Annotated in this window: 11 protein-coding genes; 5 read left to right on the top strand and 6 right to left on the bottom strand. The window is 64.5% G+C overall.

Annotated features, from left to right (window positions below; all coding sequences use genetic code 11):
• Positions 1 to 45 precede the first annotated feature (45 nt).
• The 4 genes from gyrB to dnaA all read right to left on the bottom strand — a co-directional run bounded on the left by gyrB (position 46) and on the right by dnaA (position 7,242).
• Entirely contained in the window at positions 46 to 2,505 is a 2,460-nt protein-coding gene (gene gyrB / locus RZA67_RS00260) for a DNA topoisomerase (ATP-hydrolyzing) subunit B (RefSeq protein ID WP_317210520.1), read from the bottom strand.
• A 105-nt stretch (positions 2,506 to 2,610) separates the two neighbouring features.
• Positions 2,611 to 3,705, bottom strand: a complete 1,095-nt coding sequence (gene recF, locus RZA67_RS00255) for a DNA replication/repair protein RecF (RefSeq protein ID WP_317210519.1) — start codon at positions 3,703 to 3,705, stop codon at positions 2,611 to 2,613.
• 829 nt (positions 3,706 to 4,534) lie between these two features.
• On the bottom strand, positions 4,535 to 5,635 hold the full coding sequence (dnaN, locus tag RZA67_RS00250; RefSeq protein WP_317210518.1) for a DNA polymerase III subunit beta: 1,101 nt from the start codon (positions 5,633 to 5,635) through the stop codon (positions 4,535 to 4,537).
• A 275-nt stretch (positions 5,636 to 5,910) separates the two neighbouring features.
• Positions 5,911 to 7,242 (bottom strand): chromosomal replication initiator protein DnaA, encoded by a 1,332-nt coding sequence (gene dnaA / locus RZA67_RS00245; protein WP_317210517.1) that lies wholly within the window; start codon positions 7,240 to 7,242, stop codon positions 5,911 to 5,913.
• Positions 7,243 to 7,496: 254 nt separating this feature from the next.
• Here dnaA and rpmH point away from each other — a divergent pair, with 254 nt between their 5' ends.
• From rpmH to RZA67_RS00220, 5 genes are all read left to right on the top strand, one after another.
• Complete coding sequence (gene rpmH / locus RZA67_RS00240) at positions 7,497 to 7,637, top strand: 50S ribosomal protein L34 (protein ID WP_006404565.1); 141 nt, start codon at positions 7,497 to 7,499, stop codon at positions 7,635 to 7,637.
• Positions 7,638 to 7,642: 5 nt separating this feature from the next.
• Positions 7,643 to 8,137 carry a ribonuclease P protein component gene (gene rnpA, locus RZA67_RS00235; protein ID WP_317210516.1) on the top strand — a complete coding sequence of 165 codons (495 nt, stop codon included), beginning with the start codon at positions 7,643 to 7,645 and terminating at the stop codon, positions 8,135 to 8,137.
• Complete coding sequence (gene yidC, locus RZA67_RS00230) at positions 8,137 to 9,846, top strand: membrane protein insertase YidC (RefSeq protein ID WP_317210515.1); 1,710 nt, start codon at positions 8,137 to 8,139, stop codon at positions 9,844 to 9,846. The genes rnpA and yidC overlap by 1 nt, the downstream gene beginning before the upstream one ends.
• 91 nt (positions 9,847 to 9,937) lie before the next feature.
• The gene (gene mnmE, locus RZA67_RS00225; protein ID WP_317210514.1) at positions 9,938 to 11,284 is read left to right on the top strand and encodes a tRNA uridine-5-carboxymethylaminomethyl(34) synthesis GTPase MnmE; all 1,347 of its coding nucleotides are present in this window, start codon (positions 9,938 to 9,940) and stop codon (positions 11,282 to 11,284) included.
• 89 nt (positions 11,285 to 11,373) lie between these two features.
• Entirely contained in the window at positions 11,374 to 12,489 is a 1,116-nt protein-coding gene (locus RZA67_RS00220) for a glycerophosphodiester phosphodiesterase (RefSeq protein WP_317210513.1), read from the top strand.
• Positions 12,490 to 12,812: 323 nt separating this feature from the next.
• On the opposite strand, the gene RZA67_RS00215 is transcribed toward RZA67_RS00220, so the two are convergent.
• The gene (locus RZA67_RS00215; protein ID WP_317210512.1) at positions 12,813 to 13,583 is read right to left on the bottom strand and encodes a rhomboid family intramembrane serine protease; all 771 of its coding nucleotides are present in this window, start codon (positions 13,581 to 13,583) and stop codon (positions 12,813 to 12,815) included.
• Between the two features lie 124 nt (positions 13,584 to 13,707).
• On the bottom strand, positions 13,708 to 14,670 hold the full coding sequence (locus RZA67_RS00210) for a TerC family protein (protein WP_317210511.1): 963 nt from the start codon (positions 14,668 to 14,670) through the stop codon (positions 13,708 to 13,710).
• Positions 14,671 to 14,756: the final 86 nt, after the last annotated feature.

Here is a 14,756-nt window from a genome sequence, read left to right as displayed (position 1 = left end):
AGGAGGTCGATGTGCGCATGACGCACACCGACCTTCCCGATTGTGTCAGATATCCAGGTTGGACACCTTCAGCGCGTTGTCTTCGATGAAGTCGCGACGCGGTTCCACCACGTCGCCCATCAGCGTGCTGAAGATCTGGTCGGCGGCCACCGCATCTTCGATGCGCACCTGCAGCAGGCGGCGCGTGTCCGGGTTCACCGTGGTATCCCACAGCTGTTCCGGGTTCATTTCACCCAGGCCCTTGAAGCGCTGGATCTGGCGGCCCTTCTTGGCTTCCTCAAGCAACCAGTTCTGTGCCTGGGCGAACGAGGTGACATCCACCGACTTGGCGCCGCGTGCGATGCGGGCGCCGTCGCGGATCAGGCCGTGCAGCAGTTCGGAGGCCTGGTACACCGCACGCAGTTCGCCGCCCTCGAAAGCAGACAGCGGCAGCACCTGGATCAACTCCTCGCCCATGTGGCGGCGGGTGACCAGCAGCGCCGCCGGACGCTCGTCGTTCGGCTCCTGCAGGGTCAGGCTGAAGCGGGGCGACCCCAGGCTGCCCTGGTTCAAGCGCTTGGCCAGCGCCTCCAGACCTTCGCCCTCACTGGCACTGCGCAGGTTCTCCAGGTTCATCGGCACGTAGTCGACCAATGCCTCGAGCAGGCCACGGTCGTAGCGGTGCGCGTTGCGGGCGATGGCATCCTGCGCGCTGGCGTAGGCCAGCAGCAGCTTTTCCAGCGCCACGCCTTCGATGCCCGGCTCTCCTTCGGCCGGCACCAGCGACGCATTTTCCACGGCGCTGCTCGCCAGGTAGGCGTTCAAGGCCGGGTCGTCCTTGAGGTAGAGCTCCTGCTTGCCCTGCTTGATCTTGTACAGCGGCGGCAGGCCGATATACACGTAGCCGCGCTCGATCAGCTCCGGCATCTGCCGGTAGAAGAAGGTCAGCAGCAGGGTACGGATGTGCGCGCCGTCAACGTCGGCGTCGGTCATGATGATGATGCGGTGGTAGCGCAGCTTGTCCGGGTTGTACTCGTCGCGACCGATGCCGGTGCCCAGCGCGGTGATGAGGGTACCAACCTGGTCGGAGGACAGCATGCGGTCGAAGCGTGCACGTTCCACGTTGAGAATCTTGCCGCGCAGCGGCAGCACGGCCTGGTTCTTGCGGTTGCGGCCCTGCTTGGCCGAGCCACCCGCGGAGTCACCCTCGACGATGAACAGCTCGGACAGCGCCGGGTCCTTTTCCTGGCAGTCAGCCAGCTTGCCGGGCAGGCCCGCAATGTCCAGCGCGCCCTTGCGGCGGGTCAGATCGCGGGCCTTGCGGGCCGCTTCACGGGCCCGCGCGGCATCGACGATCTTGCCGGCGATGGCCTTCGCTTCGTTGGGGTTTTCCTGGAGGAACTCTTCCAGACGGGCGCCAAAGGCGTTTTCCACGGCTGGTCGCACGTCGGAGCTGACCAGCTTCTCCTTGGTCTGGCTGGAGAAGCTCGGGTCGGGCACCTTCACCGACAGCACGGCAATCATGCCTTCGCGCATGTCATCGCCGGTCAGGTTGATCTTGGCCTGCTTGGCGATGCCGTTCTGCTCGATGTAGTTGTTGAGCACACGGGTCAGTGCACCGCGGAAGCCGGCAAGGTGGGTGCCGCCGTCCTTCTGCGGGATGTTGTTGGTGAAGCAGTACATCGTTTCCTGGTAGGAATCGGTCCACTGCAGGGCCACTTCCACGGTAATGCCGTTGTGCTCACCGGTCACCGCGATGACGTTGGGGTGCAGCGGGGTCTTCAGCTGCGCCAGGTGCTCGACGAAGCTGCGGATTCCGCCTTCGTAATGGAAATCGTCACGTCGGCCTTCGCCACGCTCGTCGGCCAGCGTGATGTTGACGCCGGAGTTGAGGAAGGAAAGCTCACGCAGGCGACGGGCAAGGATGTCGTAGTGGAACTCGACGTTTCCGTGGAACGCCGTTTCCGAAGGCCAGAAGCGCAGTGTGGTGCCGCGCTTGCTGGATTCGCCCAGCTGCGCCAGCGGGCCCTTGGCCGCACCGTCGCCGTACTCCTGCTGATAGTGGAAACCGCCCTGGTAGATATCCAGCAGCAGCTTGCCGGAGAGCGCGTTGACCACGCTGACACCCACGCCATGCAGGCCGCCGGACACCTTGTAGCTGTTGTCGTCGAACTTGCCACCGGCATGCAGCACCGTCATGACCACTTCGGCAGCGGATACCTCGCGGCCCAGCTTCGCGCTCATCTGCGCGTGCTTGCCCACCGGGATGCCACGACCGTTATCGGAGACCGACACCGAGCCGTCAGCGTGGATCGTCACGGTGACCTTGTCCGCGTGACCGGCGAGAGCCTCGTCGATCGAGTTGTCGACCACCTCGAACACCATGTGGTGCAGACCGGTGCCGTCGTGGACGTCGCCGATGTACATACCGGGGCGCTTGCGGACCGCCTCCAGGCCTTCCAGTGCCGTAATGCTGTTGGCGTCGTAGTTGCCGTTGTTTGCCGGGGTGTTCAGTTCGTCGGTCATTGCGCTTGCCGTAGGCTCCGCAGGTCGGGCACCACGTGGGTGCGCCGAGTAAAAGGGGTTGCAGACTGAATTATACCAGCCGGGACCGCTGGGCCCTCGTCAGCACTATGGCACAGCCACGACCTGTGCATGTTCCACGTGGAACCGGTTGATATCGGTGCGGCCCGCCAACGCTGCCGGCGTTTCGGTAGCGGTGATGAAAATCTGTGCCGGGCCTGCGAGAAGGCGTTCAAGCACCCGCGCCTGGTGAGTGCGGTCCAGCTCGGAGGACAGGTCGTCCAAGGCAATGACGGGCCATTGCTGCCGTTGCATTGCATAGTCCTCGGCCTGGGCGAGCAGGCAGGCCAGCGCAGTGAGCTTGGCTTGGCCGCGGGAGAGCGCCTCTCGACCCGGAATGGCATCAAAGCCAACGCTCCAGTCCGCACGGTGCGGGCCCACCGAGGTGTAGCCGGCCTGCCGATCACGCTCGCGCGCCAGCAGCAGCGCGTCCGCCAGTGAAACATCGTGCCTACGCCAACCGGGCGAAAGCACCATGCTGTGGATGCCCAACTGAGGTGCCAGTTCTGCCGCGAGCGTGATGGTCCGCTCCTGCAGGCGTTCGAGGTATGCCATCCGGCGCCGTGTCAGCGGTTCGCCCGATTCTGCCAGTTCGTGGTCCCAGGTATCGAGCATCCGCGGCGGTCCCCCCTGTTTGAGCAGGGCGTTGCGCTGCTTCAGCGCGCGTGAGTAGCGCCGCCACAGACCGAGGAAGTCGGGTTCCACGTGGAACAATCCCCAATCCAGAAAGCGTCGACGTGGTTCGCCACCGCCGCTGACCAGGGCATGGCTGCCCGGCTCGAATGTCACCACCGCCAGTGCAGCGCACAGGTTACCCAGCTGGGTGACATCTTCACCGTCGAGACGGCCGTTCCACGCCTGACCCGAGTGGCGCAGGCCGGCGCGACGCCGCTGGTCATCCAGCCCCTCGCGCTTCTGGTCCCATTCGACAAAGATCTCCAGCGCTTCCTGGCCTTGCCGGATCAGCCCATCGCGAACGCGTCCGCGAAAGCTGCGCCCGTAGGCCATGACGTGCAGCGCTTCCAGCACGGTGGTCTTGCCCGCGCCGTTGTCACCCGTCAACAGATTCACGCCGGCCTGCGGCAACAGTTCGACCGCATCGAAGCGACGCAACTGGTGAAGCGTGAGTCGGCAGATCTGCATGCGGTAGAAGCCTGGTCGAGCAGGGGACAGAGCCGATCAGCTTAGCGCATTGATCAACTCCCTCTGCAGGATCTCGTCGCGGTCGACAACTTGGCGAGGTGGCCTCGGTTCCATGCGCCGGCAAAAGGCAGCGTTTTTCTTCAAATCTGGTGCGCAGCCACACCATACAGCCAGCAGAATCCACAAAAAAACGTGGAACCTCCTCGCCCCTCACACGCTGCTGCCCGTAAAAGAGCGGGCGATAGGCTGCATTTCCTTCCAATCTGGCGAGCCGTGCACTTGGCGTGCTTTCAGATTTAAAGGAATTCGCAAGCGCGGGTGCATCTATGCACAGATCGACTGTATTACTTATACACAAGCACTGGGCAATCTGTGGATAAATTTCATCGTTTTTTGCAGATGGAATTCTATCCACAGGATTCCCCCCAAGCTGAGGCCCACTTACGAAGGGGGTTTCGAGGCTATAAACCCTATACATTTCAATGACTTGATCCCGTTTTCCACGAAATCTGGCTCTACCATCACCACCAAGCTTTAGATTTATATACAGATTTAAAAGCTTGGAAGCCTTCAAAACGTCGCGCGGAAGACATGTGGATAGTCGTCAAACCGCAGGTACCTCTACCGGCAGAAATCACGCGATACCGCAGACGACTCACGTCCTCCGGCCTGGATATACGCGCGCAACCCTCAAGCATCCGGACGCCTGCAACGTACGTCGGGTGTACCCCGGCGACTTCGCTTCCCGTCGATGCGTGCTCCACGTGGAACAAACAAAAAAAAACGCCCGGGCATCCGGGCGTTTTTCTGTTCCACGTGGAACCTGATGTCACAGACGCAGCGGCATCACTACGTGGCGCGACTTCTCGTTGCTGGCTTCGCGTACCAGGGCCGAAGAGTTCGAATCACGCAGCTGGATGATGACGTGCTCATCGCGCAGCGCCGAGAGTGCATCAAGCAGATAGTTCACGTTGAAGCCGATGGCCAGGTCGTTGACCTCGGTGTCCGCTTCGATTTCTTCCTGCGCTTCTTCCTGCTCAGGATTGTGGGCGCTGATCTTCAGGTTGCCCGGCGAGACTTCCACGCGGATGCCGCGGTACTTCTCGTTGGACAGGATGGCTGCGCGCTGCAGGGACGCGCGCAGCGCCTCGCGATCCACCTTCACCTCGCGATCGGCACCAATCGGAATCACCGCTTCGTAATCGGGGAAACGGCCATCGATCAACTTGGAAGTGAAGGTCACATCATCGCGCTTGACCCGCACGTGGCTGCGGCCAACTTCCAGCTCGATCTCGCGATCGCCGCTCTCCAGCAGGCGCTGCAGCTCGGTCACGCCCTTACGGGGCACGATGATCTGGCGCTTGGAACCGCTCGGCTTCTCCAGCTCGGTCTCGCACAGGCCAAGCCGATGGCCGTCGGTTGCCACGGTACGCAGGGCATCGCCACGAAGGTCAAACAGCAGACCGTTGAGGTAATAGCGCACGTCCTGCTGGGCCATCGCGAACGCTGTGCGTTCGATCAGCTCCTTCAGCGTGGCTTCGCCGATGACCACGCGCTCGGTGGCTTCGACTTCGTCGACCGACGGGAAGTCATTGGCGGGCAGGGTAGCCAGCGTGAAACGACTGCGCCCAGCCTGCACCGTGATCTTCTCGCCGGTCTGCGAAACGGTGATGCGGCTGCCGTCCGGCAGGGCACGGATGATCTCGAACAGCTTGCGTGCCGGGATCGTGGTTTCGCCATCCTGGGCATCTTCGACTGCGATCCGCGACACCATTTCCACTTCCAGGTCGGTACCGGTCAGCGAAAGCTGGCCGTTCTGCACCTGGACGAGGAAGTTGGCCAGAACCGGCAGGGTCTGGCGGCGTTCGACCACATTGACGACTTGTGCCAAGGGTTTGAGAAAGGCTTCGCGCTGCAGTGTGAAACGCATCTGGTTTCGTGCCCCTATGCTTTAAAAGATGTGGAATAAATCAAAAGCTTGGTGGTGCTGGTAGCGGCAGAATCGCTGGAAAACAACCCTAACTTATTGAAATAAATAGGGTTATTACCATCGAAACCCTCTGGGTTACTACCCTTCAGCAGGTGGGGAAACCTGTGGATAAATTTCTCTGCGAGGCAGATGGAATTTTTATCCACAGAGAATCCCGCGCTTGCCCCAGGATTCTGCACCGTTTTATACGATGACGCCTCAACGGCGTGCGTGCATCATTCGCTCAACTTGCGGATGAGCTTGTCCCAGTCTTCCCGCAACTTGCCGTCGGTTTCCATCAGCGTCCGGATCTGACGGCAGGCATGCAGCACGGTGGTGTGGTCACGGCCGGCGAACGCATCGCCGATTTCCGGCAGGCTGTGTTCGGTCAGTTCCTTGGTGAGGGCCATCGCGACCTGGCGCGGGCGGGCCAGGGAACGGGTCCGGCGCTTGGACAGCAGATCCTTGATCTGCAGCCCGTAGTAGTCGGCCACGGTTTTCTGGATGTTGGGAATGCTGATCGCCTGCTGCTGGGCGCGCAGCAGGTCACGCAGGGTTTCCTGCGCGAACTCGGTGGTGATCGCGCGGCCGGTGAAGTTGGCGCGGGCGGTCAAGGTATTCAGCGCGCCCTCGAGGTCGCGCACATTGGAGCGCATCTTCTTGGCGATCAGGAACGCAACATCATCAGGAATCTCGGCACCCCGTTCGCGTGCCTTGGCCAGCACGATCGCGGCGCGCGTCTCGAAGTCCGGCGGCTCGATCGCCACCGACAGGCCCCAGGCCAGACGCGACTTGAGCCGGGCTTCCAGGCCTTCCACTTCGCGGGGGTACCGGTCGCAGGTCAGGATGATCTGCTGCTTGCCGTCGAACAGCGCGTTGAAGGTGTGGAAGAACTCTTCCTGGGTACGGTCCTTGCCGGCAAAGAACTGGATGTCGTCGATCAGCAGCGCATCCACCTGCTGGAACTGACGCTTGAACTGGTCCATGGTCTTTTCCTGCAGGGCCCGGATCATGGCACTGAAGAACTGTTCCGACCGCAGGTAGAGCACTTTCGCCGCCGGATTGGCCTGACGCATCGCATTACCGGCAGCGAACATCAGGTGGGTCTTGCCCAGGCCGGTGCCTCCGTACAGCAGCAGCGGGTTGTGCGCGCGGTCACCGGGTTTCTGCGCCGCCTGGAACGCGGCCGCCAGACCCAGCTGGTTGCTGCGGCCTTCAACGAAGTTGGCGAAGGTGTAGTGGTTGTCCAGATTGCCGGCAAACGGCACCAGTGGCTCTGCGGCCACAGTGGCGACGGGCGGCAGAAGTGGCGCGATCTGCGCCTCCACCGGGCGCGGGCGCGAGCCGATTTCAAGAAAAACGTCGCCGAAACCGGCGAAGTGGGTCAGCAGCTCGCGGATCCGCGGCAGGTACAGGGAGCGCACCTGGTCGACAATGAAGGCATTCGGGGCATACAGGATCAGCGCATCGGCGCGCAGATCGGCCTGCAGTGGCTTCAACCAGGTGTGAACATCTTCGGGCGGGAACTCCGCCTCAAGGCGTTCAAGACAACGGGACCAAGCATCCATCGGCAAAATATGTCCTGGACCCGGCGGCAGGCGCAGCCAAGCGCCGTCCCGACAGGCCGGAAGGGAGAAAAAGGATGGCTCAGACTACCACCGAGCGGCGGTCTGAGGAATGCTTGTCCCGGAGTTATTCACAAAATCATCCACAGCTGTTGCACAGCCGAATGAAATCGCGTAGCAGGCAGGGCTTGACGGGAGGGGGGCAACCTCTCTAGAATTTCCGGTTCTTTCCGTCCACCTCATACGAGAGGCCCAACATGGCCACCAAGCGCACCTTCCAGCCCAGCAACCTCAAGCGTAAGCGCGACCACGGCTTCCGTGCCCGTATGAAGACCGCAGACGGCCGCAAGATCCTGTCGCGTCGCCGCGCCAAGGGCCGCAAAGTCCTGAGCGCCTGATTGCCATGCCGCTTCCCGCGGCAGACGCAATCCATCTGACAGTGAGTACTGCCGACCCGCGCAAGCGATTTCCTCGCTCTGCGCGGGTTCGCACGCGTGCCGAATATTCTACGGTCTTCAACGGCGCCCGCCGTGTGTCCGAACCGCTGATGACCTTGCACTGGCTGGCCGTTGAACGGCCGGCCAGGCTTGGTCTGGCCGTCTCCCGCAAGGTCGATCCGCACGCCGTCGGGCGTAACCGGATCAAGCGCGTGCTGCGCGATGCCCTGCGTCACTGCCGCGCCGACCTTGTACCAGGCGACTATGTCGTCGTGGTCCGTAGTGCTGCCCGTCAGGCCAGCAACGATGATGTCCGCCAGGCCTTCCTGCGCCTGCTGCGGCGCCTGCGCGCATTGCCCGCGCCCGCTGCGGACGGCACAATGCCGCCGCCTGTTGCCATCGCAACTCCCACTTTGACCGAGCCGGCATCACCTGCCGGCCCCGCTGAGCCTGCCTGCTGATGAACCAGACCCGCGTATTTTTGATTTTTGCCTGGCTGATGGTGGCCGTATTGCTGTGGATGGAGTGGGGCCGTGAAAAGGCGCCTGCCGCCCCGGCTGCCGCCACCGCCAGCTCGGCTCCGGCAGCCCAGCAGAGTGTTCCGGGCAGCACCCCGGGTGGCGTCCCCGGCGCCCCGGTGCCGGGCGCGGCCGTCGACCCGGCCGCCGCCACCGTACAGGCCAGCGCCACCCCGGCCGCCCAGCGCGTCACCGTGACCACCGACGTGCTGCGTCTGGTGCTCGACGGTGGCCGAGTGCTCGACGCCGAACTGCTGCAGTTCCCGCAGACCAAGGACGACGGCAGCCCGCCGGTGCGTCTGCTGACTGAAGATCCGGCGGCGCCGTACAGCGCCATCAGCGGCTGGGCCAGCGAAGACAAGGCGGTGCCGGTGCCGGGTGCCGATGGCTTCAAGCTGGTCGGTGACCAGCGCCAGTTCGAACTGGCCGACGGCCAGAACGAGCTGAAGATCCCGTTCGTGTGGAATGGTCCCAACGGCGTGGTGATCGAACGCACCCTGGTGCTCTCGCGCAACCAGTACGCCATCCGCGTGCAGGACGTGGTACGCAACAACGGCGCTGCGGCCTGGAACGGCTATGTGTACCGCACCCTGGACCGTCATCCGACGATCCTGTCGCGCAGCATGACCAATCCGGATTCCTTCAGCTTCAACGGCGCCACCTGGTTCAGCCCGGAAAACGGCTATGAGCGCCGCGCGTTCGCCGATTACCTGGACGATGGCGCGCTGAACCGAAACATCACCGGCGGCTGGCTGGCGATGCTGCAGCACCACTTCTTCACCGCCTGGATTCCGCAGGCCGACCAGGTCGCGCACTACGTGCTTTCGCAGGAAAGCGGCCGTGACAAGATCGAGGCCCGCGGCCCGGCCTTCAACGTGGCACCCGGCCAGTCGGTCAGCAGCGAAGCCCGCCTGTGGGTCGGCCCGAAGCTGGTCAACCAGATCGCCAAGGAAGACGTGAAGGGTCTGGACCGTGTGGTCGACTACAGCCGCTTCTCGATCATGGCCATCATCGGCCAGGGCCTGTTCTGGGTGCTCAACCAGGTCCACAAGGTCGTCAACAACTGGGGCTGGGCCATTGTCGGCCTGGTGGTGCTGCTGAAGCTGGTGCTGTACCCGCTGTCGGCCGTGCAGTACAAGAGTGGCGCCAAGATGCGCCGCTTCCAGCCGCGCATCGCGCAGTTGAAGGAACGCTATGGCGATGACCGCCAGAAGTTCCAGACCGCGATGATGGAGCTGTACAAGAAGGAAAAGATCAACCCGATGGGCGGCTGCCTGCCGATCCTGATCCAGATGCCGATCTTCTTCGCCCTGTACTGGGTGCTGGTGGAGTCGGTGGAACTGCGCCAGGCGCCGTGGCTGGGCTGGATCCAGGACCTGACCGCGCGTGACCCGTACTTCATTCTGCCGGTGATCAACGTCGCCGTGATGTGGGCCACGCAGAAGCTGACCCCGGCGCCGGGCATGGACCCGATGCAGCAGAAGATGATGCAGCTGATGCCCCTGGTGTTCGGCGTCATGATGGCCTTCATGCCGTCCGGCCTGGTGCTGTACTGGGTGGTCAACGGTGGTCTGGGTCTGCTGCAGCAGTGGTGGATGACCAAGCGTCACGGCGGTGAGCCGGTCGTGGCCACCCCCGCCGCGAAGAAGTAACCGACGCCGCGCCCCCGCGTCGCGCGTTTGCGAACAGACCCGCCTGATGGCGGGTTTGTTCGTTCTGGCCGTCGCCCGCACAATGCCCGCCATGGATACCACTGCCACCGACACCATCGTTGCCATCGCTACCGCCGCCGGCGCGGGCGGCGTGGGCATGCTGCGCCTGTCCGGCCCGCGTGCCGCCGCCATTGCCCACCTGCTGGGCGCACCGGTGCTGCGTCCGCGCCACGCGCATTACGCCCGTCTGCGCGACGCCCATGATGAAGTGATCGACGACGGCATCGTGCTGTGGTTCCCGGCGCCCAACAGCTTCACCGGCGAAGAGGTGGTGGAACTGCAGGGGCACGGCAGCCCGGTGGTGCTGCAGCAGCTGGTGGCGCGCTGCATTGCACTCGGTGCGCGTCAGGCGCGGCCCGGCGAGTTCAGCGAGCGCGCCTTCCTCAACGGCAAGCTCGACCTGGCCCAGGCCGAAGCCATCGCCGACCTGATCGCTGCCGGTGACAACCGCGCCGCGCGTGCCGCCCGCCGTTCGCTGGACGGCGTGTTCTCACGCCGCATCGAGGAGATCATCGAGCAGCTGGTGCTGCTGCGCGTGCACGTGGAAGCGGCCATCGACTTTGCCGACGAGCCGCTGGACACGCTCGGCGGCGAGCAGGTGCGTCTTGGTCTGCAGCAGGCGCGTGGCAACCTCGACCTGCTGCGCCGCGATGCCGAGCGCGGGCGTCGGCTGCGCGACGGCCTGCATGCCGTGCTGATCGGCCCACCGAACGCGGGCAAGAGCTCCCTGCTCAATGCACTGGCTGGCAGCGAGCGCGCGATCGTCACCGACATCGCCGGCACCACCCGCGACACCCTGCGCGAAACCATCCGCATCGACGGGCTGGAGCTGACCCTGGTCGATACCGCCGGGCTGCGCGATGGCGGCGATGCCATCGAACGCGAAGGCATGCGCCGAGCGCGTGTGGAGATCGAGCGCACCGACCTCGCCTTGATCGTGCTCGACGCGCGTGATCCTGCCGCCGGCGAAGCCGCCATTGGTGCCTCCGTGCATGCGGTGCCGCACACGCTGTACATCCACAACAAGAGCGACCTGCTCGACGTTGCACCTGTGGGCGAGGACCCTGATCGCGTGTTTGTCTCCGCGGCCACCGGTGCCGGGTTGGACGCGCTGCATGCGCGGCTGCGATCGATTGCCTCGGCCGGTGCGGGTGAGCAGGTGGAAGGCGAGTTCTCCGCGCGCACCCGGCACGTGGATGCGATCGAACGCGCGCAGGCGCATGCGCAGCGGGCCGATGCCGAGCTGGTGCATGAGCACCTGGAACTGGCCGCCGAAGAGCTGCGGCTGGCGCATGATGCACTGGGCGAGATCACCGGGCAGATGAGTGCGGACGATCTGCTGGGACGGATTTTTTCGAGCTTCTGTATCGGGAAGTAATGACGCCAGCGAAGGACGCGCATGCGCCGCCGTTGCACTGTCATAGTGCCGTCGCATACTTGCCGCATCCAACATCGCCGGGGGTTGCTGTGAAGTCGTGGGGTTGTGCGTTGCTGTTGTCGCTGGCCGTGGCACCATCGGTGGCCATGAGTGCTGAATCATCCACCGCGATGCCGCCCAAGGCGGCGGTCTACGCGCACCGCGGCGCCAGCGCGCTGCTGCCCGAACACACCCTGGCCGCCTACGCGCAGGCCATCGCCGACGGCGCCGACTACATCGAGCCGGACCTGGTGATGAGCAAGGACGGTGTGCTGGTGGCGCGGCACGAGAATGAGATCAGCGGCACCACCGATGTGGCCAGCCGCGCCGAGTTTGCCGACCGCAGGCGCAGCAGGTTGATCGATGGCCAGCAGGTGGAAGGCTGGTTCACCGAAGACTTCACCGTGGCCGAGCTGAAGACGCTGTACGCGCGCGAGCGGCTGCCGGAATTGCGCGGCACCGCCTATGACGGCCAGTTCCGCATCGCCACCTTCGACGAAATCCTCGGGTTTCTGGTGCAGCAGGCTGGCCGTGCCAACCGTGGCATCGGCCTGGTGCCGGAGATCAAGCATCCCAGCTACTTCCAGTCCATCGGCCTGCCGATGGAGGACAAGCTGTTGGCCGCGATCCGCGGTAATCCGTATACCAATGTCGGCCCGGTGACGATCCAGTCGTTCGAGACCGCCAACCTGCGCGCGCTGCGCGGCAGGATCGGCACGGGCAGCAACATCCGCCTGCTGCAGCTGCTGGGGAAGGGCGATGCACGGCCGGCCGATGTGGCCAAGGCGGGGGGCACGCTGACCTATGCGCAGATGATGACCCCGGCCGGGCTGCAGCAGATCGCCACGTATGCCGATGGCATTGGTCCGGAGCTGCGCTCGATCATTCCACTGGATGCGCACGGTGCGCTGGGTACACCGACTGCGCTGGTACGTGATGCGCATGCGGCAGGGCTGATGGTGGTTCCGTACACGTTCCGCCCGGAAAACCGTTTCATCGCCGCCAACCTCAGGCAGGGGGCGGACAACGTGCGCCATGCCGAGGGCTCGGTGGCTGAGATCCGCGCGTATCTGGCTACGGGGATCGACGCATTCTTTACCGATGATCCTGCCTTGGGGCGGCGCGCCGTGGACGGGCAGGGCGGCAGCGGCCACGCCGTGGATTGATCACCCACGCACCCCGCGGACCAACGTGGATCTGTCAGGTAGAGCCGACCCTATGGTCGGCTCGCGCGCGCAGCGCGGCACGCAGAAGCCGTGACGACCAACGGTCGTCACCTACCGGAAGGGCGTCGCGCGCAGCGCGGCAGGCAGAAGCCGTGACGACCAACGGTTGTCACCTACCGGAGGGGCATCGCGCGCAGCGCGGCACGTAGAAGCCGTGACGACCAACGGTCGTCACCTACCGCAGGGGCATCGCGCGCGGCGCGGTACGCAGAAGCCGTGACGACCAACGGTCGTCACCTACCGGAGCGCTGCGGCGTGGCGGCTCAGCGGTCGTCGGGGCGACGGAATGGCAGCACCACGTAATCCTTGCCCTCGCGCGGCTGCCATAGCACCGGTACGCGCGCCGGTGAGGGCGGTTCGAGCTCGTCGTCGGGCAGCGGTTCGGCCAGCTCGTCCTCGTCTTCCCAGCTGTAACGCGGCCGTGGTGCGCGTGGGTCGGTGTTGCGGAACAACAGCGCAGCGATGATGCCGGCGAAAGCGCCGCCCATGTGCGACTGCCACGACACGCCGGGCGTGTGCGGCAGCACGGTCATCAGCATGCCGCCGTAGAACAGCATGCCGATCAGGCCGGTGGCGATCGCCGCGCGGTCGCGACGCAGCAGGCCGAGGCTGGCCAGCATGAACATCAGACCGTGGGTGACGCCGCTGGCGCCGAGGTGACGGCTGCCGGGGTCACCCAGCATCCAGGCGCCAATGCCGGAGCCGATCCACAGCAGGGGCAGGGCGCGTACCGTGGCTTTCGGGTAGACGCTGCCGGCCAGCGTTCCCAGGATCAGCAGGGCCACGCCGTTGGCGGCCACATGCTCCACCGAGCCGTGCAGCAAGGGTGCACCGATCAGCCCGAGCAGGCCGGCGGCCTCCAGCGGGGCCACCGCCCAAGGGCGCCAGTCGAAGCTGCCCTGCAGGGCGAAGATGCCCACCAGCAGCACCACCGAGGCCAGGCTCCAGTTGAAGGCGCGCAGGATCCGGCGGCGGTCGGTGAGCGGTGGTGGGGTCGGTGCGTCTCCGACCGGCAAGCGTGCGTTGGCGTCCATTACCCAGCTATGGCGGTGCGTACGGCGATTGCAAGGCGCCGGCCCTGGGAGAAAGGCCGGCGCCAACGGGACAATCCACAGCAGACCTGCCCGCCGCCCGATCGCGCGGACCCGGCGGCGGTGATCATCCGGCCTTGGTCGCGTCCTTCGGCGGGTACTTCAGGCTCAGCACCACGGTGGTGGCGATGATCGCTGCGACCACACCCAGCGAGACCGGGGTGGGGATCTTGAACAGGTCGATGATCATCATCTTGATGCCGATGAAGCCCAAGACCAATGCCAGACCGTAGGGCAGCAGGTGGAAGCGGTCGGCCATGCCGGCCAGCAGGAAGAACATCGCGCGCAGGCCCAGCACTGCGAACACGTTCGAGGTCAGCACGATGAACGGGTCGGTGGTGATCGCGAAGATCGCCGGGATGCTGTCCACGGCAAAGATCACGTCGGTCACCGCGATCAGGATCAGCACCGCGAACAGCGGGGTGAACCAGCGCTGCCCGTCGCGCTTGACGCTCATCGCGTTGCCCTCGTAGTTGGGCAGCAGGCGCAGGTGCCTGCGCATCCAGCGCAGGGCAGGGTTGGTCTCCAGGTCGGGCTCCTGCCCGGCGGAGAACCACATCTTCCAGCCGGTGAACAGCAGGAACGCGCCGAACACATAGAGCAGCCAGTGGAACTGGGTGATCAGCACGCTGCCGGCGAAGATCATGATGGTCCGCAGCACGATCGCGCCGAGGATGCCGATGATGAGCACCTTCTGCCGCTGTTCCTCGGGCACGGCGAAATAGCCCATGATCATCAGGAACACGAAGATGTTGTCGACGGCCAGGGCTTTTTCGACCAGGTAGCCGGTCAGAAACTCGAGACCGACCTTGTTGGCCACGGCCTGCCCGGCGGTTTCACTGAGATAGAACCAGAGGCCGGCGTTGAACAGCAGGGCCAGCACGACCCAGCCGATGGACCACCACAGGGCTTCCTTGAAGGTGACCTTGTGCGGGCCGCCATGGCGCATGAGCACGAGGTCGACCAGCAGCGCGATGACCACCACCGCTGCGAAGCCGCCCCACAACCAGACATTACCGATCGAGTGCATTGGGAGTTTTCCGTTGAGAGATGAATGCCAAGCCGGACGGCGAGGATCTGCAACGGAGGATCGAAAGGGGATCCAGGGACAGAGCT

Origin of the sequence: Stenotrophomonas sp. C3(2023) (assembly GCF_032911385.1) — a bacterium.
Lineage (GTDB): Bacteria > Pseudomonadota > Gammaproteobacteria > Xanthomonadales > Xanthomonadaceae > Stenotrophomonas.
Note: the sequence above shows the minus strand (reverse complement) of the source record. Positions and strands in the feature narration are given on the sequence as shown.

What these genes read in the sequence shown, in the direction of transcription:
- rpmH (WP_006404565.1), top strand. Translation starts at nt 7,497, where the DNA reads ATGGCCACCAAGCGCACCTTCCAGCCCAGCAACCTCAAGCGTAAGCGC.
- mnmE (WP_317210514.1), top strand. Translation starts at nt 9,938, where the DNA reads ATGGATACCACTGCCACCGACACCATCGTTGCCATCGCTACCGCCGCC.
- yidC (WP_317210515.1), top strand. Translation starts at nt 8,137, where the DNA reads ATGAACCAGACCCGCGTATTTTTGATTTTTGCCTGGCTGATGGTGGCC.
- dnaN (WP_317210518.1), bottom strand. Translation starts at nt 5,635, where the DNA reads ATGCGTTTCACACTGCAGCGCGAAGCCTTTCTCAAACCCTTGGCACAA.
- RZA67_RS00215 (WP_317210512.1), bottom strand. Translation starts at nt 13,583, where the DNA reads ATGGACGCCAACGCACGCTTGCCGGTCGGAGACGCACCGACCCCACCA.
- dnaA (WP_317210517.1), bottom strand. Translation starts at nt 7,242, where the DNA reads ATGGATGCTTGGTCCCGTTGTCTTGAACGCCTTGAGGCGGAGTTCCCG.
- gyrB (WP_317210520.1), bottom strand. Translation starts at nt 2,505, where the DNA reads ATGACCGACGAACTGAACACCCCGGCAAACAACGGCAACTACGACGCC.
- recF (WP_317210519.1), bottom strand. Translation starts at nt 3,705, where the DNA reads ATGCAGATCTGCCGACTCACGCTTCACCAGTTGCGTCGCTTCGATGCG.
- rnpA (WP_317210516.1), top strand. Translation starts at nt 7,643, where the DNA reads ATGCCGCTTCCCGCGGCAGACGCAATCCATCTGACAGTGAGTACTGCC.
- RZA67_RS00210 (WP_317210511.1), bottom strand. Translation starts at nt 14,670, where the DNA reads ATGCACTCGATCGGTAATGTCTGGTTGTGGGGCGGCTTCGCAGCGGTG.